Source organism: Streptomyces sp. NPDC097619 (assembly GCF_040302735.1).
Classification (GTDB): domain Bacteria; phylum Actinomycetota; class Actinomycetes; order Streptomycetales; family Streptomycetaceae; genus Streptomyces.
In genome coordinates, this window is the sequence record NZ_JBEOSD010000011.1 from 17,519 (window position 1) to 41,718 (window position 24,200).

Sequence of the window (24,200 nt, forward strand, 5' to 3'; positions counted from 1 at the left end):
CGGCCGCTCCGCGCGGTAGGTCTGGTGGCTGGAATACTGCGAGCATGCCGAATCGCCTTGCTGATGAGACCTCGCCGTACCTGCTCCAGCACGCCGAGAACCCGGTCGACTGGTGGCCCTGGTCGCCGGAGGCGTTCGCGGAGGCCCGGGAGCGGGGGGTGCCGGTGCTGTTGAGCGTCGGGTACAGCTCCTGCCACTGGTGCCACGTCATGGCGCACGAGTCCTTCGAGGACGACGGGGTCGCCGCGTACCTCAACGAGCACTTCGTCAGCGTGAAGGTGGACCGCGAGGAGCGGCCCGACGTGGACGCCGTCTACATGGAGGCGGTGCAGGCCGCGACCGGGCAGGGTGGTTGGCCGATGACGGTGTTCCTGACCGCCGAGGGCGAACCCTTCTACTTCGGGACCTACTTCCCGCCCGAACCCCGGCACGGGATGCCGTCCTTCCTTCAGGTGCTCGAAGGGGTGCGGACCGCGTGGGAGGGGCGCCGGGACGAGGTGGCCGAGGTCGCCGGGCGGATCGTGCGGGACCTGTCCGAGCGGCAGTTGGACTACGGGCGGGCCGAGGTGCCCGGGCCGGAGGAGCTGGGCAAGGCCCTGCTCGCGCTCACCCGCGACTACGACCCGACCCGCGGCGGGTTCGGCGGGGCGCCCAAGTTCCCGCCGTCGATGGTGCTGGAGTTCCTGCTGCGCCACCACGCCCGGACCGGCTCCGAGGGCGCCCTCCAGATGGCCGCCGACACCTGCGAGGCGATGGCCCGCGGCGGGATCTACGACCAGCTCGGCGGCGGCTTCGCCCGCTACTCGGTGGACCGCGAGTGGGTCGTGCCGCACTTCGAGAAGATGCTGTACGACAACGCCCTGCTCTGCCGGGTGTACGCGCACCTGTGGCGCAGCACCGGGTCGGCCCTGGCCCGCCGGGTGGCGCTGGAGACCGCCGACTTCATGGTGCGGGAACTGCGCACCGCGGAGGGCGGGTTCGCCTCCGCGCTCGACGCGGACAGCGAGGATCCGGACACCGGGAAGCACGAGGAGGGCGCGTACTACGCCTGGACCCCGGGGCAGCTGCGGGAGGTCCTCGGCGAGGCCGACGGGGAGCTGGCCGCGGAGTACTTCGGGGTCACCGAGGAAGGCACCTTCGAGCACGGCCGGTCGGTGCTCCAGCTCCCGCAGGACGGGCCGGCGGCGGAGGCCGGGCGGATCGCGGACATCCGGGAGCGGCTGCTGCGGGCGCGCGCGGAGCGGCCCGCGCCGGGCCGCGACGACAAGGTGGTGGCGGCCTGGAACGGTCTGGCCATCGCCGCGCTCGCCGAGTGCGGGGCCTACTTCGACCGGCCCGACCTGGTGGAGCGGGCCACGGAGGCCGCCGACCTGCTGGTGCGGGTGCACTTCGACGCCTCCTCCGGGCGGGCCCGGCTGGCCCGCACCAGCCGGGACGGGCGGGCCGGGGCCAACGCGGGCGTGCTGGAGGACTACGGGGACGTGGCCGAGGGCTTCCTCGCGCTGGCGGCGGTCACCGGCGAGGGCGTGTGGCTGGAGTTCGCCGGCTTCCTGACCGACCTGGTCCTGGACCGGTTCACGGCCGAGGACGGCACCCTCTACGACACCGCGCACGACGCGGAGCAGCTGATCCGGCGCCCGCAGGACCCCACCGACAACGCCGCCCCTTCCGGGTGGACGGCGGCGGCCGGCGCCCTGCTCTCGTACGCGGCGCACACCGGTTCCGAGGCGCACCGGACGGCGGCGGAGCGGGCCCTGGGCGTGGTGCAGGCGCTCGGCCCGCGGGTGCCGCGCTTCATCGGCTGGGGGCTGGCGGTGGCGGAGGCGCTGGTGGACGGGCCGCGGGAGGTGGCGGTGGTCGGCGACCCGGTGGAGCCGGCCACGGCGGCCCTGCACCGGACGGCACTGCTGGGCACGGCCCCGGGGGCCGTGGTCGCGGTCGGCACCGGCACGGACCCGGAGGGCGAGCAGACGGCCGAGGCGGAGTTCCCGCTGCTGGACGGGCGGGGTCCGGTGGACGGCCGGCCCGCCGCCTACGTGTGCCGCCACTTCGTGTGCGCCCGCCCGACCACCGACCCGGCCGAGCTCGCCGCCGACCTGGCCCCGGCCCGTCCCTGACACGGGGGTACCGACCCCGATACGGGCCCTCACCACGCCGAAGGGGCCCCGGCCGTCGTCACGGCCGGGGCCCCTTCGCGTGCGCCGCGGCGGTCGTCCCCGAGCTGCCCCGGTCCCGCCCCGCCCCCGCCGGGGGTGCTACGCGTGCTTGTACGCCGCCAGCGAGATCCCGACGTAGTGGGCCACGAAGGCGGCCAGGGTCAGCGAGTGGAAGACCTCGTGGAAGCCGAAGAAGCGGGGGGAGGGGTTCGGGCGCTTCATGCCGTAGATGACGCCGCCCGCGCTGTAGAGCAGGCCGCCGACGATCACCAGGACCAGGACCGCGATCCCGCCGGTGCGCATGAAATCGGGCAGGAAGAAGACCGCCGCCCAGCCCATCGCGATGTAGCAGGGGGTGTACAGCCAGCGCGGGGCGCCGACCCAGAAGACCCGGAAGGCGATGCCGGCGGCGGCCGCGATCCACACCGCCCACAGCAGGGTCCGCCCGGTGGAGGGCGGGAGCAGCAGCACCGTGAGCGGGGTGTAGGTGCCCGCGATGATCAGGAAGATGTTGGCGTGGTCGAGCCGGCGCAGCACGGCCTCGCCCCGCGGGCCCCAGGTGCCCCGGTGGTAGAGGGCGCTGACTCCGAAGAGGAGGCAGGCGGTGAGCACGTAGACCCCGCAGGCCACCCGCGCGCTCGTGGAGTCGGTGAAGGTCATCAGGACGAGTCCGGCGATGAGCACCGCGGGGAACATTCCCGCGTGCAGCCAGCCGCGCAGCAGCGGCTTGAGGGGGACGGCGGCGGCATCGGAAGTCATGCCGCCATGCTACCTACGGTGCCGTAGGTTCCCCGCCGGTATCAACGCGACTCCTCCGTCCTGAACGTGTGCTTTACGGAAGATTGACGGAAGTGGCGATGCTCACGTGAGAGGCCCCCTGGACATATGCGCACATCCACCGGATGATCAGATGAGTGCGGTCGGCACCGGATGAGCGTTGCGCGAAGCGTCCGGGTCGCAGCCCCCACGGGGCAACACCAAACAAACCCCTCAACAAGGAGCAATCGTGGCGCGCGACAACGCGGCTCCCACCACCGGCACTGACCTTCCCACCCAGCACGCGGGCCTCATCGCGTGGGTGGACGAGATCGCCGCCCTGACCCAGCCCGACCGCGTCGTGTGGTGCGACGGGTCCGAGGCCGAGTACGAGCTCCTGTGCGGTGAGCTCGTCGCCAAGGGCACGTTCAAGAAGCTCGACGACGCGAAGCGCCCCAACTCCTACTACGCCGCCTCCGACCCCTCCGACGTCGCGCGCGTCGAGGACCGGACCTTCATCTGCTCCGAGAAGGAGGAGGACGCCGGCCCGACCAACCACTGGAAGGCCCCGGCGGAGATGAAGGAGATGTTCGCCGGCGAGCAGGGCATCTTCCGCGGCTCCATGAAGGGCCGCACCCTGTACGTGGTCCCCTTCTGCATGGGCCCCCTCGGCTCCGAACTCTCCGCGATCGGCGTCGAGATCACCGACTCCGCGTACGTGGCCGTGGCGATGCGCACCATGACCCGCATGGGACAGGCGGTCCTGGACGAGCTCGGCACCGACGGCTTCTTCGTGAAGGCCGTCCACACCCTCGGCGCCCCCCTGGAAGAGGGCCAGGAGGACGTGCCGTGGCCCTGCAACACCACCAAGTACATCTCGCACTTCCCCGAGACCCGCGAGATCTGGTCCTACGGCTCGGGCTACGGCGGCAACGCCCTGCTCGGCAAGAAGTGCTACGCCCTGCGCATCGCCTCCGTCATGGCCCGTGACGAGGGCTGGCTCGCCGAGCACATGCTCATCCTCAAGCTGACCCCGCCGGCCGGCGAGGGCGAGACCAAGTACGTGGCCGCCGCCTTCCCGTCCGCCTGCGGCAAGACCAACCTGGCCATGCTGGAGCCCACCATCCCCGGCTGGACCGTGGAGACCATCGGCGACGACATCGCTTGGATGCGCTTCGGCACCGACGGCCGCCTCTACGCGATCAACCCCGAGGCCGGCTTCTTCGGCGTCGCCCCCGGCACCGGCGAGCACACCAACGCCAACGCCATGAAGACGATGTACGCCAACACCGTCTTCACCAACGTCGCGCTCACCCCGGACGGCTCCGACGTCTGGTGGGAGGGCATGACCGAGGAGGCGCCCGCCGAGCTCGTCGACTGGCGCGGCAACGCCTGGACCCCCGAGTCCGGCACCCCCGCCGCCCACCCCAACGCCCGCTTCGCGGTGCCGGCCGCCCAGTGCCCGACGATCGCCCCCGAGTGGGAGGACCCCAAGGGCGTCCCGATCTCCGCGATCCTGTTCGGCGGCCGCCGCGCCTCCGCCGTCCCGCTGGTCACCGAGTCCTTCGACTGGAACCACGGCGTCTTCATCGGCTCGAACATCGCCTCCGAGAAGACCGCCGCCGCCGAGGGCAAGGTCGGCGAACTGCGCCGCGACCCCTTCGCCATGCTGCCGTTCTGCGGCTACAACATGGGCGACTACATGGGCCACTGGGTCAAGGTCGGCGCCGCCGCCGACCCGGCCAAGCTCCCGAAGATCTACTACGTGAACTGGTTCCGCAAGAACGACGCGGGCAAGTTCGTGTGGCCCGGCTTCGGCGAGAACAGCCGCGTCCTGAAGTGGATCGTCGGCCGCCTCGACGGCACCGCCGAGGGCGTCGAGACCCCGATCGGCGTGCTGCCCACCAAGGCCGCCCTCGACCTGGACGGCCTGGAGATCTCCGAGGCCGACCTCGACTTCCTCCTCACCGTCGACAAGGACGTGTGGCGCGAGGAGGCCGCCCTGGTCCCCGAGCACCTCAACACCTACGGCGACCACACGCCGAAGGAGCTGTGGGACCAGTACCACGCGCTCGTGGAGCGCCTCGGCTGAGTCGAGCAGCACCGCCCCGCACCGGGGCCGCCCCGATCCGGGGCACATGAACGTGGGAGCCCCCGACCAAGCGGCGTCCCACCGCTGTGGGAGCCCCCGACCAAGCGGCGCCCACCGCAGAGCACCGGCCCGCCGGGTCAGGAGCCTTCCGGCTCCTCCCGGCGGGCCGCGTGCGTTCCCCGACGACGGACCTCCCCGGCCCGCAGCCCGGCCGTCAGCCGCTCCGCCGCGTCGTACAGCTCCGTCAACCGCCGCTCCAACACCCGCTCCGGGCTCTCGAAGCCCGGGCCCTCGAAGCCCGGCCCCTCGGCATCCGGCCCGTCGACGCCCGCCCGCGACCGGTCCGGATCCCCGCCGCCGAAACGGTCCCGGTCCCGACCCTGGTCCCGGTCGTACGCCGCCAGGCACTCCGGCACCTCCTGCCGAATGCCCCGCGCCAGCTCCCGCCGCGCCTCCGGGTCCGCCGCCAGCGCCCGCGCCGCCCACCCCGGCGCCAACAGGTCCTCGTACCGGCCCAGCAGCTCCGCCAGCCGACCGGCCGAGGCCGCCGACAGCTCCGCCTCCGCCGGATACTCCCGCAGCCGCCCGAACTCCGCCCGGAACCGGGCCAGTTCCCCCGAGGGACCGGCACCCGCCGGACCGGGCCCGCCGGCCGCGCCCAGCAGCGCCCCGGCCCCGTACAGGCCCGCCACCACCAGCGGCCAGTACGCCCCCGCCACCCCCGTGAAGGTCAGCACCAGCCCGAGCAGCCCGCCGCCGCAGCCCGCGAGGTTCGCCCGGGACTCCAGGTACCGCAGCAGTGGGCCGGCGTCCCGGTCACTGGTAGCCACGGATCTCCTCGAAGGCCCCGTCCAGGGAGCCCCCGCCCGAGGTCGCGTCGAACAACCGGCCCCCGGTCAGCTCCGTGATCCCCGACAGCTCCTTCCTGTCGGAGTCCCCGAACAGCACCGCGAACACCGGGGTCTCCCGCCGCTCCCGCGGCAGCTCCGCGTAGAACCGCCGGAAGTGGGCGGCGTCCGCGCCCTGGGTGTTCTCCCCGTCCGTCATCAGCACGATCGAGGTGAAGGTGTCGCCCGAGCCCTTCCCCAGGTGCTCGTACGCGGCCTCCAGACTGGAGTAGACGGCGGTGTTCCCCTCGGGGGTCAGCTCGGCGATGTCCCGCCGGATGGCCTCCAGGGCTCCGTCGGCCGCACCCGGCCGCACCACGTGGGTGTCCACCCGCTTCACCTTCGAACCGAAGGGCAGCAGGGTCACCTCCTCGCGGTCCCGGAAGCGGCGGCCCGGCGCGGAGTCCCCGGTGCCCGTCAGGTCGGTGAGGGCCGCCCGCAGCCGGCCGATCCGGTCCTCCCGCTCCATGGAGCCCGAGGTGTCCAGCACGTACACGGTCCGGGAGGGGCGGCGCAGCACGTTCTCGTAGGAGGACAGCAGCCCGTCGGCCACGGCGAGGGTGCCGGGGAAGGGGAGTTCGCGCCGCTTCCCGGCCTTCAGCACCGGCGCGGGCGTCACCCCGGGGGTCACGGGCCGGCGCAGGGTCCTGGTGGTGATCCGCCGTTGGGCGTCGGGGGTGCGCAGCCAGGAGGTGAGCCGCCGTCCGGCCTCCTTCGCGCCGGCGGGGGCGGCGGAGAGGAGGGTGAGCGGGTAGTCGGCGGTGAGCACGCCGTCCCGGGGCAGGATCACGGTCAGGTCCGTCCCGGCGTCCCGGTTCAGCGAGTGCAGCACCGACTCGTAGTTGACCAGGGCGTCGACGGTGCCGCGCCGCCGGTACGCCTCGGCCAGCCAGCCCGAGGAGCCGGAGGTCAGCTTCTGCCCGGTGAAGAACTCCTTCAGCCGGGGCACGGCCCGGTCCACGTCCGCTCCGGTCAGGGCCGCCTGGGCGCCCGAGAGCGCGGAGGCCACCGAGACCAGGGCGGTGAAGCCCGAGTTGGAGCGGACCGGGTCGGTCATCCCGTAGGTGAGGCGTTCGGCGGCCACCGCCCGGTGCACCTCGGACCAGGTGACCTTCTCGGGGTCCCAGCTCAGCCGCTCCAGGGCGGCCGGCCGGATGCCGAGGGCCACCGGGGAGGTCATGACCGGGGTCTGGGAGGCCAGCCGCCGCTTCGCCCGCGGGTCCAGCCGCAGGTAGTCGTTGGAGGAGAGCCAGACCGCGTCGTACCGGCCGTCGACCCGGCCGTTCGCCACGCTCTCGACGGCGTCCAGGGTGCCGGTCCAGGTGAGGACGGTCTCCACCCCGGTGGCCTTCCGCGCCTCGGCCAGCACGGGGGCCATGTCGGACAGTTCGCTGGAGGCCAGGATCCGCAGGGTGCCGTCCCGGTACGGGGTGGGGCCGCCGCCGCCTCCGGAGGTACCGCCCTCGGGGTCCCCGCCGGTGCACCCGGCGAGCAGGGCGACGGCCGTGACCGCGGCGGCGGCCAGGGCGGTCAGCCGCCTCGCGCGCTTCATGAGGGGTCTCCTTCGGGGACGCCGGACTCCGTGGCGCGCTGCGCGAGCTCGGTGAGGACCGGGACGGTGGGCGCGGAGACCTGGCGGATGCCGGACAGCCGCTGGTTGAGGAATCCGGTGTGCCGGGCGGTGGCGGCGACGAACTCGGCCACGGCCCCCTGGGGCCGGAAGCCGTGCCGCACGGCGAGGGCGCGCAGCCGTTCGTCGGTGGTGAGGGCCTCGCCGAGGCCCACCGCCTCGGCGTCGAGCGGGACGAGGGTGTGGTCGCTGTTGACGGTGGTGTCCGGGTACAGCACGACCAGGTCGCCCGGGTCCTGGTCCTGCATCAACAGGGCCGCCACCTGCGACTCGTACACCAGGATCAGGGGGTCGCCGGCCCCGCTGACGAAGTCCCGGAAGGGCTCGTCGGTGCTGGGGGGCAGGGCTCCCTGGACCCGGAAGAGCTTGTTCATCAGCGGGGCCGTGGCACCGATCGCGGCCTCGTCGCCGACGATCCGACCGCCGTTGGCCACGTACGAGGCGGCGGCCAGCCAGAGGGCGCCGGAGTTGGAGCTGGTCGGGTCGGTGGTCTTCACGAACAGGGTGCCGGTCAGCTCGGCGTACTCGGCGGACCCCCTGAGCTGCTGCCAGGTGCGGTCCCGGCGGGCGGCGTCCAGGTACCGGCCCATGAGCAGGGTGCCGCGGCGGCCGCCCTGGGCCATCCGCACGAGTCCGTTCTCGGCGAGGACCCCCGCGGCGTTCCGTCGGGTCAGCACGACCAGCGGCGAGTAGAAGGGGCGGGCCGAGCGCGCCGCCTTCAGGCGGGAGCCGGCCAACAGCCCCTTGGCCGGTTCTCCGCTGCTGGGGAAGGCGAAGTCGTACTCCTCCAGGGGGAGTCCGTCCATCGCCCAGGACCCGGAGGTCTCCGTTTCGACGGTGTAGCCGCGGGACTTCAGGGCCTTCACCACCTCGGGGTCGTCGAAGAACTCCGCCTTCTCCGAACCGATCACTCCGCGGACGGTCTTCGTTGCCGTTCCGCTCTGGCCCTGTCCTCCGCGCCCCGCGATGACGGCCACTGCCACGCCGCCGATCAGCAGGATCGCCAGGGCGATTCCCAGGATGCGTCTCACGGGGGCAGCGTGCTCGCGGAAACCCACATTCCACGGCGGGCCGGGTGAACGGCGGATGACGAACGCGTCCCCGTTCCGGGGCCGCGCGGTGTCGGCGGCGGACCGTGGGGAAGGATCCGGCCATGGCGTACGGCAGACCCGGTGCGCGTCCGGGTGAATGGCGGGGCTGGCAGGTGGCCCTGGTGCTGGTGGCGGCGCTGCTCGTGTTCGCCCCGTTCATGCTCTATTCGTGGGCGGCCATCGGGCCGCGGCAGCAGCCGACCGACGCGGTGCCGGCGGTGCCGCCCTCCCGCGACGTGTCCCTGGCCGCCTGCCGGGTGGATCCGGCGGACGGGCGGGTGACCGCGCGGGTCACCGTGACCGTCGCGGCGGCCCGGCCGGGCGCGTACCGGATCACGGTGGACTTCCGGCGGGCCGAGCAGGAGCCGGGGGCGGGCGCGAAGGCGACCGCGGTGGTGGACACGGCCGGGGTCCGGGCGGGGGCGGTGCTCGCCGGGGAGGCGGTGGGTCCGCGCTGGCCGCGCGGGGTGGCGCCGTTCTGCGGGGTGTACGAGGTGGTGCGGACGGCGGTGGGCCCGCCCGGGCGCTGAGCCGGGGTCGGGGTGCCCCGCGGCGGGGCGCGGCGGGGCGTGCCCGGGCGCGGTGGGTCCGGCGCCGGTCGTCGTGGACGCGGGTGCCGGGGGGTGGCTCCCGGTCCGGGGCCTCCGCGGTCCCGGACCGGGGCCGTCAGGAGGCCGCGGTCAGGGTGAGCGCGGCGGTGTGCGCGTCCATCCGCGAGGCGGCGAGGATCGCGGCGGCGGTGTCGGCGCGGGAGGCGGCCACGAGGAGGGCGCGGGCGGCGGTCTCGTGGGCGCGGAGGTGCAGCTCGGCCGGGTCGGCGCCGGTGTGTCCGGCGTGCCGGACGGGCGGGGCGCCGCGGAGCCGGGCCACCTGGCGGGCGATCTCCTCGGCGGGCTCGTCGAGGCCGAGCTCGTCGGTCAGGGCGAGCAGGGCGGACAGGTGTCCGGCCAGCTGGATGTCGAGCTCCTCGCCGCGGCTGCGGTGGGGGAGGGGCGTGCGGCCGGACCTGCGGGCGACCGGCTGGGAGCGGTTCGGCTCGTACATGGGGGGGCCTCCTGGAGCGGTGCAGGGAACCGATCCTACCTTGGATCGAATCTAAAGTAGACCCGAGTCCAGGAAACTGGCCGGACTGTGCCGCGGCGAGCGCTTCAGGGTGGTGGCGGGAGCGGTTCCGAGCCCCGGAATCCGGGGCCTCGGTCCCGGATCCCGGGTCCGGGAAGGCCGGAGGGGCCCGCCGCGTCTCGCCGACGCTTCGAGCCCCTCCGATCCGGTCCGGTCCGGTCCGATCCGGTCCCTCGACCGGCTACGGCTGGCCGTACCCGTCCAGGAACTTGCCGATCCGGGTGACGGCGTCGGCGAGGTCCTTGGTGTTGGGCAGGGTCACGATCCGGAAGTGGTCCGGCTCGGGCCAGTTGAAGCCGGTGCCGTGCACCACCATGATCTTCTCGGCCCGCAGCAGGTCCAGGACCATCTGCCGGTCGTCCTTGATCTTGTAGACGGCGGGGTCCAGCTTCGGGAAGAGGTACAGGGCGCCCTTGGGCTTCACGCAGGTGATGCCGGGGATCTGCGTCAGCAGCTCGTAGGCCGTGTCGCGCTGCTCGCGCAGCCGGCCCTGGGGCAGCACCAGGTCCTCGATGGACTGCCGGCCGCCGAGGGCGGTGGCCACGGCGTGCTGGGCGGGCATGTTGGCGCAGAGCCGCATGTTCGCCAGGATCGTCAGGCCCTCGATGTACGAGGTGGCGTGCTTCTTGGGGCCGCAGACCGCCATCCAGCCGGAGCGGTAGCCCGCCACCCGGTAGTTCTTCGACAGCCCGTTGAAGGTGAGGCAGAGCAGGTCGGGGGCGATGGCGGCGGTGTTGGTGTGGGTGGTGCCGTCGTAGAGGATCCGGTCGTAGATCTCGTCGGAGCAGACGACCAGGTCGTGGCGGCGGGCGATGTCGGTGAGCCCGCGCAGCATCTCGTCGTCGTAGACGGCGCCGGTGGGGTTGTTCGGGTTGATGATCACCAGCGCGCGGGTGCGGTCGGTGATCTTCCGCTCGATGTCGGCGAGGTCGGGCATCCAGTCGGACTGCTCGTCGCAGCGGTAGTGCACGGCGGTGCCGCCGGCGAGGCTGACCGAAGCGGTCCACAGCGGGTAGTCCGGGGCCGGGACCAGCACCTCGTCACCGTCGTCCAGCAGGGCCTGCATGGACATCTGGATCAGCTCGGAGACGCCGTTGCCGAGGTACACGTCCTCGACGTCCAGGTCGATGCCCTTGGTCTGGTAGTGCTGCATGACCGCGCGACGTGCGGAGAGCAGCCCCTTCGCGTCCCCGTAGCCGTGGGCGTGGCCCAGGTTGCGGAGCATGTCCTCAAGGATCTCGGGCGGGCACTCGAAACCGAAGGCCGCGGGGTTGCCCGTGTTCAACTTGAGGATGCGATGACCTGCTGCTTCGAGCCGCATGGCCTCTTCGAGGACCGGGCCGCGGATTTCGTAGCAGACATTGGCGAGCTTCGTTGACTGGATCACCTGCATGACGGGAGCTTACGGGCCGCCGCCACCGGGTGCCCCGCCTTTTGGGCCGTACGGCGCCTCCCACCGCCCCGCCGATTTGTCCGATTCGCGGGATCCCAAGCCGGCACCGCCCCGCCCCCTTGGAAACCGCACCCGCCCCGCCCCCGAACCCACGGATTCCGCACCACCCCCACCCCCACGGACCCGAGGTGTTGCCCTCGTCACGTCACCGGTCCCGGCAGGTGGAACGTGGCCCGGCGAACGCCACCATTTTCGCTACCCTGGTGGTGTCGTTTACCGGAAGGCGGTCCCCGCATGGCCAGAACCATGATCGATCTGGACGACGAGATGGTGGAGCGCGCCAAGGAGATCTACGGAACGAAGACCAAGGCCGCGGCCGTGCGCGCCGCGGTCGAGGACGCCGTCCGCAGGCACCTGCGGCAGCAGTTCGTGGACGCGGTCAAGAGCGGCGAGATCAGCTTCGACGAGCTGATCGAGCGCACGGCGACGGAGGCCCCCCAGGACAGCCCCGCGGGTCGGGCGGTGGCGTGACCGCCCCGTTCCTCGTCGACAAGTCCGCCCTCGCCCGGTGGGGGCGCCCCGCCGTGGCCGCGGTGCTGGACCCCCTGCACGAGCGGGGGCTGCTCGCGATCTGCCCCGCCGTCGAGTACGAGCTCGTGTACAGCCTCAGGGGCAAGCACGAGGCCGCGACCGTCTCCCGCTGGCTGCGCGGCTTCGACTACCTCCCGTGCGAGTACGAGGACTCCGAACGGGCCCTGGAGGTCCAGCGCGAAGCAGTCGAGGTGGGCTTCCACCGCGCCCTGTCCTGGCCGGACCTCCTCATCGCCGCGACCGCCGAACGCCACGCCTCCGTGGTCCTGCACCACGACGGCGACTTCGACATGATCGCCTCACTCACCGGGCAGCCGGTCCGATGGGTGGTGCCCGCCGGAAGCGCCGACTGAGCGCGACCCGGGTCGGGGCGGCCGCCCGCGCACCCCCGTGGGGCGGGCGGCGCGGGCGGGTCAGTTCGGGGTGATCGCGACGACGGGGATGTCGCGGTCCGTCTTGCGGGCGTAGTCGTCGTAGGCGGGCCAGATGGCCGTCATCAACGGCCAGAACCGGGCCTTCTCCGCCGCGTCCACCGTGCGCGCCACGGCCTGGGTCACCTTGGTGCCCACCTGCACGCGCACCTCGGGGTGCGCGAGGAGGTTGCGGTACCAGAAGGGGTGGTCGGGGGCGCCGCCCGCGGAGGCCACGATCAGGTAGTTCCCGGCGCCGTCCTCGCCGTAGATCAGGGGGTGCGCACCGGGGTCCCGGAGACGTGCCCGACCGTGGTCAGGAGCAGGCAGGGCACTCCGTTCCAGAGGTGCCCCTCGGTGCCGCCGGACTCCACGTACTGCCGCACGTGGTCCAGCTGCCAGCTGCCCGGCCGGGGGTCCCGGGGGTTTTCCCAGTCGATGAAGGCCATGGTGGTTCTCCTCGCCGCGTCCGCTTGCCAGGTGTTGTTTAGCTGTCAACGAGGCCGGGGTCCAGAGGGCACCCGGCTCCGGGCGCGCGATCCGGCCACCCTCACGGACCCACCGGCAGACGTGATCCGGCCACCCTCACCCACCCGCCGGCCGACGCGATCCGGCCACCCCGCGCGTCCGCGCGGGGACTCCGGACCGGCCCTCGCGCGTCCGCGCGTGCACGGGCATAGCGCTCGGGCAGTGGTCTGAACCAAGCTCTTTGCATGGAATTGGAATTGAGGCACCTCAAGACGGTCCGGGCCATCGCCGAAGCCGGTTCCCTCACCAAGGCCGCGAGCACCCTCGGGCTGGCCCAACCCGCCCTCAGCGCCCAGCTCAAGCGCATCGAACGGGCCCTGGGTGGGCTGCTGTTCGAGCGGAGCCGGGACGGGGTACGGGCCACCGCCCTCGGCGAACTGGTCCTCGACCGGGCCAGGGTCCTGCTGCCCGCCGTGTCCGAACTCCAGGAGGAGGCCGTCCGGTTGGCCGCCGCCGGGCCCCAGCCCGGCTACCGGCTCGGCGGCACCCACGGCCCCCTGCTCGGCGGCCTCGTGGACCGGCTGGCCGCCGCGGAACCGGGCGCCCCGGTCACCACCGCCACCTCCTGGTCCGAGCGGGAGATCGCCGACTCCGTGAGCGCCGGGCGCCTGGACTTCGCGCTCGTGGGGGTGTGCGGGGAGAGCCGCCCCCCGGTCACCGCGGGCGCCCTGGCCTGGGCCGAGGTGGCCCGCGACCCGGTGTACGTGATGCTCGCCGAGGACCACCCGCTGGCGCCCAGGGACGAGATCGAACTGGCCGAACTCGCCGCCGAGGCGTGGACGGACGTGCCCGGGGACGGCTGCTTCGGGGACTGCTTCGCGGCGGCCTGCGTCCGCGCCGGGTTCACGCCCGCCTGCGTCTACGAGACCGACACCGCCTCCTGCGTGCACCTGGTGCAGGTGGGCCGGGCCGTCGGCCTCTGCCGGGCCACCTTCCCCGCCACCCCCGGCCTGGTCACCCGCCCCCTGACCGGCACGCCGCTCGTCTGGCGACACCTCCTCGGCTGGCACCCGGCCTCCCCGGCGGCCCACCGGGCCCCCGTCGTCACCGAACACGCCCGCGCCGCGCACGCGGCCGCCCTGCACCGCAGCGCCGGCCGCACCGAACGCCTCGTCTGAGCGACCCGAACACCTGGTCCGCGCATCCCGGACACCTGGTCCGAGCAGCCCTCCCGGCCCGTCATAACGTCGGCGCAGGGGGTGAAACGGAGGGTGGGCGGCGGGTGGGGGGCGTCCTAGCGTGACGGGCATCCCCATCCCCCTCCCCCTTCGAGGAGATCCCCCATGCTCCGACGTCACGCCCGCGCGGCGTGTACCGCCGCGGCCGCCGCCGGCCTGCTGGTGGCCGGGCTGCACGGCGGTCAGGCCGCGGGTGCCGCCGACGCGCCCGTGAAGTCCGCCGCCGTCGCCCTCGGCGCGGCCGCCGCCCCCGCCGAGCTGGTCAGCGCCCTCCAGCGGGACCTCGGACTCACCCGCACGCAGGCCGTGACGCGGCTGGGCAACGAGGCCGAGGCCGGGGCCACCGCCGCCCGCCTGCGCGACCGCCTCCAGGGCGCCTTCGCCGGCGCCTGGCTCGACGGGGCCGAATCCGGCACCCTCACCGTCGCCACCACCCGCGCCTCCGACGCCGCCGCCATCCGCGCGACCGGCGCCCGGGCCCGCGTGGTCACCCGCGGCCTCGCCGAACTGGACCGGGCCAAGGCCGCCCTGGACCGGGTCGCGGGCGCCGCCACCCCGGTGCGCTACGTCGACGTGCGGACCAACACCCTCGTGGTCGAGGAGGTCCGCGCCGGAGCGGGCGCCGCCGCCGTCGCGAAGGCCGGACTCCCCGCCGGCAGCGTACGGATCGAGCGCACCGCGCAGGCCCCGAAGCCCCTCTACGACCTGCGGGGCGGCGACGCGTACTACATGAACGGCTCCGGTCGCTGCTCCGTCGGCTTCCCGATCACCCGCGGCACCACCCAGGGCTTCGCCACCGCCGGCCACTGCGGCCGGGCCGGGACCAGCACCAGCGGCTTCAACCAGGTGGCCCAGGGCAGCTTCCAGGCCTCGGTGTTCCCCGGCAACGACATGGCCTGGGTGGCCACCAACACCAACTGGACCGCCACCCCCTACGTGAAGGGCTCCGGCGGGGCCAACGTCCAGGTCACCGGCTCGGTCCTGCAGGCCGTCGGCGCCTCCGTGTGCCGCTCCGGCTCCACCACCGGCTGGCACTGCGGCACCATCCAGCAGCACAACACCAGCGTCACCTACCCCGAGGGCACCATCTCCGGGGTGACCCGTACGACCGTCTGCGCCGAGCCCGGCGACTCCGGCGGCTCCTACATATCCGGCAGCCAGGCCCAGGGCGTCACCTCCGGCGGCTCCGGCAACTGCTCCAGCGGCGGGACCACCTTCTTCCAGCCCCTCAACCCGATCCTCCAGAACTACGGGCTGACCCTGAAGACCACCACCGACCCGGGCCCCGGCCCCGGCCCGGGCGACCCGGAGCCGGGCGGCACCTGGAAGGCGGGCACCGTCTACAAGGCCGGTGACAACGTCTCCTACGGCGGTTCGAACTACCGCTGCCTCCAGGGCCACCAGGCCCAGACCGGTTGGGAGCCCCCGATCGTCCCCGCCCTCTGGCAGCGCCTCTGACCGGCTCCGCCCCGCCGCCGCCCGTGACGTGACGGCAGGGGTGTGACCGACAGCCGGAGTGCCGCGGTTGCCAGGGGGGTGGCCGCGGCGCTCCGGTCCCTGACCGGGCCGTGCCCGGGACGGGCCGGGGGCGGGTGCCCCGGTGCCGCCCCGGGCACGGCCCGTCCGGCGTCCGGTGCCGCTACCAGCGGACCAGGGTCAGCAGCAGGCCCAGCGCGGCGAGGACCCCGCAGATCGACAGGTTGACGGCCCGGTGCTCCCAGAACACCGCCACGAACTCCCGGATCGTGGCGCTGGGGAGGAAGTACCGGGCCGTCGGCGAGCCCAGCACCTGCCCGTTGACCCCGGCCCGCCGGGCGGTCATCGCGGCCCGGAAGGCGTGGAAGTCGTTGGTGACCACCACGCACATCGCGTCGGAGCGCTCCTCCAGCATCAGGGCCCGACTGAAGGTGAGGTTCTCGGTGGTGGTGCGGGACAGCTCCTCCCGCCGCAGGTGCTCCTCCGGAACCCCGCGCTCCCGCAGCCAGTCCGCCATCGCCCGGGCCTCCGGCAGCTTCTCGTCCGGCCCCTGCCCACCCGAGGTGAGCAGCAGCGGGGGCTCGGCGCCCCGGGCCGACTGCGCCAGGTAGATCTGCCGGCCCTTCTCCAGCCGCGAGGCCAGCAGGGGAGGCACCCGCTCCCCGCCGATCAGTCCGGAGCCCAGCATCACCACGTAGTCCACGTCCCCGCGGACCTTGATCCGGCCGTACAGGTAGGCGTAGGCGAGGAAGCAGAGGAAGAGGAAGGAGACGTACACCGCCAGCAGGATCACCGTCAGGAAGATCCCGTCGAGGAGCGGGGTCCCGGAGTCGCGGACGTACAGCAGCATCCCGATGACGACGAAGACGGCGAGTCCCGCCAGCAGCGAGAGCAGGTTGGCCGGACTGCGGCCCTCCTTGCGGATCATCGTGATGCCGTTGGCCACCAGGAACACGCCGAGCGCCACGGTGCCGAAGGCGGGCACGAGCAGGACCAGCGCGAAGACGACCAGGGGCAGCGGCTCCGGCAGGTGGCGCACCTGCGAGAGCACCGCCGCCGCCGCGGTGATGAAGGTCAGGCCCAGCAGCACGGCGTTGAGGAACCGCCGCCGGTCCTCCCGGACGCTGACGCAGAACAAGGCGAAGAACATGACGGCCGGGACGAAGGCGAGCATGCGGATCATCGTAGGCGGCCGGCCGGCCGCCGCGGCCGGAGGCGGGGAGGACGCGGCGACCGGGCCCGACGGGCCTCGGGACGGTCAGAAGAAGGTGCGCACGTAGTCCGTGACGGTGCCGTCGGCGGTGACCACCGGGATCAGGGGCCACTTCTCGAAGATGGTGCAGGGGTGCGACATGCCGAGCGCCACCCAGTCCCCGACGGCCACGGCCTCCTCGGTGTCGGTCTCCAGCCAGGCGTGCTGGTCGGACAGCTTGACCACGCGGACGCCGTCGGCGGGCCGTTCGGAGCCGTCCAGGGCGTCGCGGACCAGCTCGGCCTCGGGCAGACCCAGGTCGTAGGCGATGTCCCGCTTCCCCGCGTTGAGGAACGCCTGCCCGGGCGAGGGCCGGGAGACCACCTGTGCCCACAGTCGGAAGGCGGGCCGCAGTCCGCCCTCCTCCGGATGCCGGTTGAAGGGCGTGAGTCGGGTGTACCAGCCGTGGTCGTGGGAGACGTAGGCCCCGGACCGCAGCAGGCGCAGGACGGGCCGGGACAGCTCCGGCAGTGCGGCGAAGACCTCGGCCACGGTGTCGAACCAGGCGCTGCCGCCCGCGCTGACCACGATCTCGTCGAGGTCGGCGGGGAACCGGCCGGCGGCGTCGAACTCGGCCGCGAGACCGGTGAGACGGCGCAGCCAGGCCCGGACCCGTTCCTCGTCGGCCTCGGGCACCTCGGCCTCGTAGCCGGCCACGCCGACCAGCCGCAGGGTGGAGGTGGCGGCGACGGCCTCGGCCACGGCCCGGCACTCCTCCTCGGTACGGGCCCCGGTGCGGGCGCCCTCGCCGCCGCCGAGCTCCACGACCACGTCCACCGGCCGGAACCCGCCGCCCGCGCCGGAGCCGTGCACGCCGGGGCCGTCCCCTCCGGAGCCGTCCGCGGCCTCCCGGGCGGCCTCCGTCAGGGCCCGGTCCATCAGGGCCACCCCGCGCACGGAGTCCACGTAACAGACGAAGCGGAACGCGGGGTCGGCGGCGAGTTCGGCGGCGAGCCAGCGCAGGGCGGCGGGGTCGACGAGCTCGTTGGCGAGGAAGACCCGCTCGATGCCGAAGGCCCGGTAGACCCGCGCCTGGTGCGGTACGGCGGCGGTGATGCCCCAGGCGCCGTGCTCCAGCTGCCGCGCGAAGAGCTGGGGTGCCATGCAGGTCTTGCCGTGCGGGGCGAAGGCGAGGCCGTGCCGGGTGCTGTACTCCTGGAGGGCGGTGAGGTTGTGCTCCAGAGCCTCGGCGTCCAGGGTCAGCACGGGGGTGGTGAAGCCGCCCGTGAAGAGGTCCCGGGCCTGCGCGGCCAGCTTCCCCACGGTCAGGCCGGCGGCCTCGGCGTCCGGGGGCAGCCCCTTGAAGCGGTGGTCGACGGGCTCGTCGGCGAGTGCGCGGACGGGATCGCTGGCCATGGCATCCTCCGTGGTCGGGCTGTTGCGGAGCGCACAACGGTCGTTGCGCCCTGGTTCCACGGCTGTCTAACATCCCCGCAGACACCGGGTCAAAGGGCACAGAGGGCAGAGGGGCGCAGTCGTGAGCCAGAGCGTGGACCGGGCGCTGCGGATCCTGCCGCTGCTGGCCCGGGGGCCGGCGGACCTGGGCCGGGTCGCGGCCGAGCTGGACGTGCACAAGAGCACGGCGCTGCGGCTGCTGCGGACCCTGCACGAGCACGGACTGGTGTACCGGCAGGCGGACCAGCGGTACCGGCTGGGGGCGCGGTTGTTCACCTTGGCCGGAGAGGCCGTGGAGAGCCTGGACGTGCGGGAGATCGCGCACCCGCACCTGCTGCGCCTGAACGAGGAGACCGGGCACACCGTCCACCTGGCCGTCCATCAGGACGCGGAGGTGCTGTACATCGACAAGGTGGACAGTCGCTATCCGGTGCGGATGTACTCGCGGATCGGGCGGCCGGTGGCGATCACGGTGGCGGCGGTGGCGAAGCTGCTGCTGGCGGACCTGCCGGAGGCGGAGCGGCGGGCGTTGGCGGAGCGGCTGGAGTACCCGCGGTACACGGAGCGGTCCACGGCCGGCCCGGAGGAGTTCCTGCGCGAGCTGGCGCTGGTCCGGGAGCAGGGCTGGGCGGCGGACCTGGGCGGGCACGAGGAGACCATCAACTGCGTGGCGGCGCCGGTGCGGGGTCCCGACGGGCGGGTGGTGGCGGCGATGTCCCTGTCGGCCCCGGGGGCGTTGGTGGGGGAGGCGGAGCTGCTGGAGCTGCTGCCGCTGGTCCGCCGTACCGCGCGGGCCGTGGGCCGGGACTACTCGGGCGTGGACGAGCCCGCCGGAGACGAGCCGGACGGGGACGGGGCGGCCGGGGATGGGCCGGGCGCGGACGAACGGGGCGGCGCGGGCCCGGAGCGCCCCTGAGCGACCCCGCGAGGCCGAGCGCTCCCTCGGAGCCCGGGAAGGGCCCGCACGGGCCCGGACGCGCGGCAGGGGCGGCCCCCCTTCCGGAGGCCGCCCCCGTCTCCGCTCAGGAGCAGTACTGCGCTTCCTTGCCGATGGAGCGGTACATGCAGTCCGCGTTCTCCAGGAGCTGGAGCACCGCGTCGCGGTTGCGGCTGGTCTCGCGCTCGATCACCTCGTCGGGCGGGTAGAAGCCGCCGCCGCCCGAGGAGGCCGGGTACATCTCGAAGGTGTAGCCGAAGATCTTCTGGGTGCCCCACAGCCAGTCGTCGATGGTGCCGTCGGTGATGTAGAGGTCACTGGACTGCTCGGGGGTGTAGCCGTTGCTGCGGGCCATCTTCTGGCCCACGGCCTTGAAGGCGCCCAGGTCGTCGGCGGTCAGGCCGGGGGCGGTGTCGTTGTAGGTCCAGCCGTACGGCCAGAGGACCAGCTCGCTGTAGGTGTGGAAGTCGATGGCGGCGCGGATCTGCTGCTTGCCGCCGACGACCCGGCTGCGCACGAAGTCGGAGACCACCTTGACCTCGGGGGCCGACTCGGCGGCGGCGCCGCGGTAGGTCTCGGAGCTCTTGCTGCTGCTGGAGCCGCCGCAGCAGCCCCACTTGTAGTTCCAGTTGCGGTTCTCGTCGGTGCCGACGTAGCTGGAACCGGAGTTGGGCTGCCGGTTCTTGCGCCAGGACCGGTAGGAGCCGGAGGCGATGTCGTACTCGCCGCCGTCGGGGTTGAGGTCCGGGATGATCCAGATCTCGCGGTTGTTCACCATGTTGGTGATGCGGGTGTCGCTGCCGTATCCCGCGCCGAACTCGCGCAGCAGGTAGAGCGCCATCTCGACGGTGAGGTGCTCGCGGGCGTGCTGGTGGTGGGTGAAGAGGACCTCGGGCTCGGCCTCGTCGGTGCCCACGTTGTCGCTGATCTTGATGGCGACCAGGTCGCGGCCCTGGTAGGACTTGCCGATCACCCGCTTGCTCATGATGTTCGGGTAGGCGGCGAGCCGCTGGTCGATCTCCGCGCTCATCTCGGCGTAGTTGTGGTAGCGCGAGTCGGCGGAGGGGAAGTCCATGGGGGCCGCGGCGACCCCGGGCAGGGAGCGGTTCGGCGGTCCGGCGAGGGCGGTGAGCTTGTACCCCGTGGCCCGGAGCTTCTTCGCCTGCATGGTGTCGGCGCTGACGACGACGGTGTGGTCGTCGACCTCGTCGATGGAGACCCCGTAGGCCAGCAGGGCGGTGCGGTCGGCGACGGTGGAGGGTCCGTGGACCCGGTACTGCGCGATCGCCTCGTCCTGGGTGGCGGTGGAGGGGGTGGCGGGGGCCGAGGCGGTGGCGCTCGTGCCGAGGGCCGGGGCGCCGAGCGAGAGGGCCAGTACGGCCGCCATGACGGCGGTCGTCCGTCCTCGCCGGCTGCGGATGCGTAGCCGCATGCGATCTCCTGGGTGTGGAGGTGTGGGGGTGGCTCCGTGCGGACGCCGCACAGCGTGCGCCTATGGCATGTCCCGGTCAAGAGTCCGGAACCGGCCAGAGTGGCGCCCGCGGACCGGCCCTCCGGCCGGCCCGCGGGCGCCATCCCCCACTGCTACCGCCTACGGCAGGTTGTGCACGTGCGGACCCACCGCGTTCGACCAGGCGTTTCCGGCGGTCGCGTCCCAGTTGGTGGACCAGGTCATCGCGCCGCGCAGGCTCGGGTAGGTCTTGGACGGCTTGAAGGAGCCGCAGCCGGTGCCGCGGGTCAGGCAGTCCAGGGCGTTGTTCACGATGGACGGGGCCACGTAGCCGCTGCCCGCGCCGCGGGTGGAGGCGGGCACCCCGATGCCGACCTGCGAGGGGTCGAGGCCGTTCTCCAGCTGGATGCAGGCCAGGGCGGTGAGGAAGTCCACCGAGCCCTGCGAGTAGACCTTGCCGTCGCAGCCGAGCATGGCCCCGCTGTTGTAGTACTGCATGTTGACGACGGTCAGGATGTCCTTGATGTTCAGCGCCGTCTTGAAGTAGCCGTTCGACGGGGACTGCATGTCGATGGTCTGCGGGGCCATGGTGATGACGAGCGAGGGGCCCGCCTTCGCCGACAGGGCGCGCAGCGCCTGGGTCATGTAGGTGGCGTTGAGGCCGTTCTCCAGGTCGATGTCGATCCCGTTGAAGCCGTACTCCTGCATCAGCGCGTACGCCGAGTTCGCGAGGTTGGTCGCGGAGGCGGAGTCGTTGACGGTGATGGTGCCCTTCTCGCCGCCGATGGAGAGGATGACCGACTTGCCGGCGGCCTTCTTCGCGGCGATGTCCGCCTTGAACTGCGGCACCGTGTAGCCGTTGAGCCCGGCGCTGTCGAGGTTGAAGGTGATGGCGCCCGGGGTGGAGGTGGCGTCGGCGAAGGAGACCGCGATGATGTCGTACTGCGCCGGGACGTCGGAGAGCTTCTGGACGGCGGCGCCGTTGTTGAAGTTCTGCCAGTAGCCGGTCACGGCGTGCCGCGGGACCCCGGGGTTCGGGTTGCCGCCGCCGGGCAGGGTGGTGGCGGTGACGGGCGGGGCGGACTTGACGCTCTCGCCGGCCGCGTTGAAGGCGCTCACCTGGAACGAGTACGAGGTGGCGGCGGTCAGGCCGGTCCGCGTGAGGCTGGTCCCGGTGAGCTCCGCCACCCGGACGCCGTCCTGGTAGACCCGGTAGCCCGCGGCGCCGGAGACGGCGCTCCAGGAGAGGTTCAGCGAGGAGGAGGTGGCTCCGCCCGCGGTGAGTCCGGCCGGGGCGCCGGGGATCACGGGGCCGGGGTCGGTGCCCCCGCCGCCGTCGGGGCCGAAGACGCTGAACTCGTCCACGTGGTAGGCGGGCTGGCCGTACCAGCCGTGCGTGAAGACGGTCACCTGGGTGGTGTTCGCGCCGGTGGTGAAGGTCGTGGACAGCTTCTGCCAGCCGCCGCCGGAGCCCGGGGTCCAGGTCGAGACGTCCTGGGTGCCGGTGCCGCTCGCGCCCAGGTAGACGTAGCTGCCCTGCACCCAGGTGCTCAGGGTGTAGGTCGAGGACGGCTTGACCGTCACGACCTGCGAGCACTTGGCGTTGTCCGAGCCTGCCGGGGTGGCTTTGAGCGAGGCGGCCCCGGCGTACACCGGAGAGCTCGCCGTGGCGCCGCTGCCGGCGGAACAGGACCAGTTGGACAGGCCGTTCTCGAAGCCGCCGTTGCGCGCGACGTTGACGTCGGCGGCTTGGGCGGTGCCCGCGGCCAAGCCGGTCAGCCCGGTGGCCACGAGCAGCCCGGCGGCTGCGAAGGAGACGGAGCGTATGCGGTTCACGAAGGCTCCAGCGGGGGGAAGGGGAGGGGATGGGGCGGAGCGTGCGGCGGTACGGAAGCGGCGCGGGGAGAGAGGTGGGGCCGGTGGGGGATCCGTGAGCAACGAGCAGCGCCCCTCCGTAAGTTGGTCCAGACCAATGCTCCTGTCAAGGGTCCTGGCCGGTATCGGATACGGCCGAAGGTCCTGTGCCGGGAGTGACCGGATTTGGTGATGAATTGGCAGTGGTGAATCAGCCGGCGACCGAAATTCGGTGTCCGGGGAAAACAACAAGGCCCTGCCCGGACCCTTAAGGCGTGGATAAGGTGCTGGGGCAGGAGGCCAGAGCAGTGATCGTTTGCGGTCGCGCAGCATCGGCGCGGCCGCGGGGACCGGGGTGAACGGGGGATTCACATGCCGACCGCCATTGCCGTGACCAGCGCGGACCTGGTGCTGCCCGCACCGGACCGGCACACGCCGACGGCCACCGCGCTGGAGTCCCCGGACCGCGCCGGACTGGATGCCTCCGTGGCCGAACTGTCCGCTCTCGTCGAGCGGTTCGGCTACGTCATAGCCGTCCTCCCCTCCTCGCTTCCGGCCGTTTTCGCCCGCCGCCTGCACGCCGTCCGCGCGATCCTCGAAACTGACCGGATCGCGCTCCTTGACATCGATCTGCCCCCGCTGGGCATCGCCCTGCTGGTCCGGCAGCTCCGCCAGCTCTCCGTCTGCGACTTCAGCCCCGGGGTGCTCGCCTCGGCCGCCCGGCTGCTCTCGCACTACATCTACTCCGGCGCCCTGCTCGGCTCCGTGGCCCGCCTGGACCGCATACCCGTCGGCCTCAAGAGCCACGCCAAGTCCTGGGTGCCCGGCTCCCAGTTCGCCGTCCTCGCCAACCCCCGCCCCAGCCTGGTGAAGCTCCCCGGCGGCTCCAAGGCGGCCCCCGAGCTGCCCGCCGGCCCCGAGTTCGGCACCCAGCTCACCTTCGCCCGCGGGCAGCTCGCCTCCGACTGGGTCGCCACCGACCTGGCCCCCGCCTGGCGGGTCCAGGGCGTCCTCGAGTGCCCCCTGCCCGCCTCCTCCGCCCCCTGGTGGGGCACCCCGCGGCTGGTGGAGTTCGCCGCGGCCATCCCCGACATCTCCGTCCTCTACCAGTTGGTCGCCTCCGTGCGGCGCGAGGAGTGCCGCTGGTGCGGACTCGAACTGATAGGCGACCGCTGCGGGTTCTGCTCCGCCCCGCTCGCCGCCCCCCTGTCGGGCCCCTGACCCCGACCCGCCGCCGGACCGCCGCCCGGCGGCAGCCCGGCACCCGAACGATCCGAACCATCCCGACGAGGAAGTCCGGTCCATGAACTCACGTCAGCGGCGCGGTGTGCTCCTGCTCCTCCTGTCCGTGCTGTGCGCGCTCGGGGCCTTCGCCGGGGTCCTCTCGGTGATCTCCGACGTCAATTCCAAGGTCGGACCGGAAGTCACCGTGTACCGGGTCAAGCAGGACATCGCCCCCTTCAGCGAGCTGGTCCCCGAGGACTTCAGGAAGACCTCCATGCCCGAGCGCTGGCTCTCCGACACCGCCGTCACCGACCTCGCCGAGCTGCGCGGCAAGACCGTACTGACCACCCTGAAGGCGGGCTCGCTGCTCCAGAGCGACGTCCTCGCCGACCTGCCGCGGGTCAAGGCCGGCGAGCAGGAGATCGCCATCATGGTCGACAACTCCACCGGCGTCGCCGGGAAGATCCGGCCCGGCGACCTGGTCAACGTCATCGGCACCTTCAAGGGAGCCACCGCCGCGACCTCCCAGGCCGTCACCGTCGTCACCAACGCCCGGGTGCTCTCCGTCGGCACCCTGACCGCCTCCAAGGGCGGCCGCCGCGGCGACGAGCAGACCGTCCCGATCACCTTCGCCCTCGGCAACAAGGACAGCCAGCGCGTCTCGTACGCCGTCTCCTTCGCCGAACACGTCCGCCTGGCCCTCGTCGCCCCCGGCAGCCGGTCCACGGTGGCCCCGGACGACCGCCGCTACACCCTCGACGGGGACAAGTGAGGCACG

The 24,200-nt window shown here is 73.0% G+C and carries 20 protein-coding genes and 1 pseudogene; 10 read left to right on the top strand and 11 right to left on the bottom strand.

Going from position 1 to position 24,200, the window contains the following annotated elements; genetic code table 11:
• The first annotated feature begins 44 nt into the window (after positions 1–44).
• Entirely contained in the window at positions 45–2,117 is a 2,073-nt protein-coding gene (locus tag ABTZ17_RS05145) for a thioredoxin domain-containing protein (protein ID WP_352194116.1), read from the top strand.
• A 138-nt stretch (positions 2,118–2,255) separates the two neighbouring features.
• On the opposite strand, the gene trhA is transcribed toward ABTZ17_RS05145, so the two are convergent.
• Positions 2,256–2,915 (bottom strand): PAQR family membrane homeostasis protein TrhA, encoded by a 660-nt coding sequence (gene trhA / locus ABTZ17_RS05150; RefSeq protein WP_352194117.1) that lies wholly within the window; start codon positions 2,913–2,915, stop codon positions 2,256–2,258.
• Between the two features lie 247 nt (positions 2,916–3,162).
• On the opposite strand from trhA, the gene ABTZ17_RS05155 reads away from it, so the two are divergent.
• Entirely contained in the window at positions 3,163–5,004 is a 1,842-nt protein-coding gene (locus tag ABTZ17_RS05155) for a phosphoenolpyruvate carboxykinase (GTP) (RefSeq protein ID WP_352194118.1), read from the top strand.
• Between the two features lie 137 nt (positions 5,005–5,141).
• On the opposite strand, the gene ABTZ17_RS05160 is transcribed toward ABTZ17_RS05155, so the two are convergent.
• Genes ABTZ17_RS05160 through ABTZ17_RS05170 form a run of 3 tightly spaced genes read right to left on the bottom strand, consistent with a single transcriptional unit; the run spans position 5,142 to position 8,552 of the window.
• Positions 5,142–5,834, bottom strand: coding sequence for a hypothetical protein (locus ABTZ17_RS05160; protein WP_352194119.1), 693 nt, complete (start codon positions 5,832–5,834; stop codon positions 5,142–5,144).
• Positions 5,821–7,443, bottom strand: a complete 1,623-nt coding sequence (locus ABTZ17_RS05165) for a vWA domain-containing protein (RefSeq protein ID WP_352194120.1) — start codon at positions 7,441–7,443, stop codon at positions 5,821–5,823. The genes ABTZ17_RS05160 and ABTZ17_RS05165 overlap by 14 nt, the downstream gene beginning before the upstream one ends.
• Positions 7,440–8,552: a substrate-binding domain-containing protein gene (locus tag ABTZ17_RS05170; RefSeq protein WP_352194121.1), complete on the bottom strand. Its 1,113-nt coding sequence runs from the start codon at positions 8,550–8,552 to the stop codon at positions 7,440–7,442. Before ABTZ17_RS05170 ends, ABTZ17_RS05165 begins: the two co-directional genes overlap by 4 nt.
• Before the next feature lie 122 nt (positions 8,553–8,674).
• On the opposite strand from ABTZ17_RS05170, the gene ABTZ17_RS05175 reads away from it, so the two are divergent.
• Positions 8,675–9,142: a hypothetical protein gene (locus ABTZ17_RS05175; RefSeq protein ID WP_352194122.1), complete on the top strand. Its 468-nt coding sequence runs from the start codon at positions 8,675–8,677 to the stop codon at positions 9,140–9,142.
• A 136-nt stretch (positions 9,143–9,278) separates the two neighbouring features.
• On the opposite strand, the gene ABTZ17_RS05180 is transcribed toward ABTZ17_RS05175, so the two are convergent.
• Both ABTZ17_RS05180 and ABTZ17_RS05185 read right to left on the bottom strand, forming a co-directional pair.
• Positions 9,279–9,656, bottom strand: a complete 378-nt coding sequence (locus tag ABTZ17_RS05180; protein ID WP_352194123.1) for an SCO4983 family protein — start codon at positions 9,654–9,656, stop codon at positions 9,279–9,281.
• A 259-nt stretch (positions 9,657–9,915) separates the two neighbouring features.
• Positions 9,916–11,127 carry a pyridoxal phosphate-dependent aminotransferase gene (locus ABTZ17_RS05185; protein WP_352194124.1) on the bottom strand — a complete coding sequence of 404 codons (1,212 nt, stop codon included), beginning with the start codon at positions 11,125–11,127 and terminating at the stop codon, positions 9,916–9,918.
• Positions 11,128–11,421: 294 nt separating this feature from the next.
• Between ABTZ17_RS05185 and ABTZ17_RS05190 the strand changes: the two genes are divergently transcribed.
• Both ABTZ17_RS05190 and ABTZ17_RS05195 read left to right on the top strand, forming a co-directional pair.
• Entirely contained in the window at positions 11,422–11,658 is a 237-nt protein-coding gene (locus tag ABTZ17_RS05190; protein ID WP_352194125.1) for a type II toxin-antitoxin system VapB family antitoxin, read from the top strand.
• A complete protein-coding gene (locus tag ABTZ17_RS05195) occupies positions 11,655–12,071 on the top strand; it encodes a PIN domain nuclease (protein ID WP_352194126.1) in 417 nt (138 codons plus the stop codon). The genes ABTZ17_RS05190 and ABTZ17_RS05195 overlap by 4 nt, the downstream gene beginning before the upstream one ends.
• Positions 12,072–12,131: 60 nt before the next feature.
• Here the strand turns inward: ABTZ17_RS05195 and ABTZ17_RS05200 are convergent.
• Positions 12,132–12,577, bottom strand: a pseudogene (locus ABTZ17_RS05200) (nitroreductase family deazaflavin-dependent oxidoreductase).
• Positions 12,578–12,841: 264 nt separating this feature from the next.
• Between ABTZ17_RS05200 and ABTZ17_RS05205 the strand changes: the two are divergent.
• Entirely contained in the window at positions 12,842–13,774 is a 933-nt protein-coding gene (locus tag ABTZ17_RS05205; RefSeq protein WP_352194127.1) for a LysR family transcriptional regulator, read from the top strand.
• A 165-nt stretch (positions 13,775–13,939) separates the two neighbouring features.
• The gene (locus tag ABTZ17_RS05210) at positions 13,940–15,292 is read left to right on the top strand and encodes a carbohydrate-binding protein (protein ID WP_352194128.1); all 1,353 of its coding nucleotides are present in this window, start codon (positions 13,940–13,942) and stop codon (positions 15,290–15,292) included.
• 181 nt (positions 15,293–15,473) lie between these two features.
• On the opposite strand, the gene ABTZ17_RS05215 is transcribed toward ABTZ17_RS05210, so the two are convergent.
• Entirely contained in the window at positions 15,474–16,484 is a 1,011-nt protein-coding gene (locus ABTZ17_RS05215) for a YdcF family protein (protein ID WP_352194129.1), read from the bottom strand.
• A gap of 84 nt (positions 16,485–16,568) precedes the next feature.
• Positions 16,569–17,918 (bottom strand): amino acid deaminase, encoded by a 1,350-nt coding sequence (locus tag ABTZ17_RS05220; protein WP_352194130.1) that lies wholly within the window; start codon positions 17,916–17,918, stop codon positions 16,569–16,571.
• A 121-nt stretch (positions 17,919–18,039) separates the two neighbouring features.
• On the opposite strand from ABTZ17_RS05220, the gene ABTZ17_RS05225 reads away from it, so the two are divergent.
• Positions 18,040–18,873: an IclR family transcriptional regulator gene (locus ABTZ17_RS05225; protein ID WP_352194131.1), complete on the top strand. Its 834-nt coding sequence runs from the start codon at positions 18,040–18,042 to the stop codon at positions 18,871–18,873.
• A 106-nt stretch (positions 18,874–18,979) separates the two neighbouring features.
• Here the strand turns inward: ABTZ17_RS05225 and ABTZ17_RS05230 are convergent, their stop codons facing one another.
• Both ABTZ17_RS05230 and ABTZ17_RS05235 read right to left on the bottom strand, forming a co-directional pair.
• Entirely contained in the window at positions 18,980–20,326 is a 1,347-nt protein-coding gene (locus ABTZ17_RS05230) for a M14 family metallopeptidase (RefSeq protein ID WP_352194132.1), read from the bottom strand.
• A 159-nt stretch (positions 20,327–20,485) separates the two neighbouring features.
• Positions 20,486–22,180 carry a chitinase gene (locus ABTZ17_RS05235; protein WP_352194133.1) on the bottom strand — a complete coding sequence of 565 codons (1,695 nt, stop codon included), beginning with the start codon at positions 22,178–22,180 and terminating at the stop codon, positions 20,486–20,488.
• 390 nt (positions 22,181–22,570) lie between these two features.
• Between ABTZ17_RS05235 and ABTZ17_RS05240 the strand changes: the two genes are divergently transcribed.
• Positions 22,571–23,419 carry a hypothetical protein gene (locus tag ABTZ17_RS05240; protein ID WP_352194134.1) on the top strand — a complete coding sequence of 283 codons (849 nt, stop codon included), beginning with the start codon at positions 22,571–22,573 and terminating at the stop codon, positions 23,417–23,419.
• Positions 23,420–23,501: 82 nt separating this feature from the next.
• Positions 23,502–24,194 carry a Flp pilus assembly protein CpaB gene (gene cpaB, locus ABTZ17_RS05245; protein WP_352194135.1) on the top strand — a complete coding sequence of 231 codons (693 nt, stop codon included), beginning with the start codon at positions 23,502–23,504 and terminating at the stop codon, positions 24,192–24,194.
• Positions 24,195–24,200: the final 6 nt, after the last annotated feature.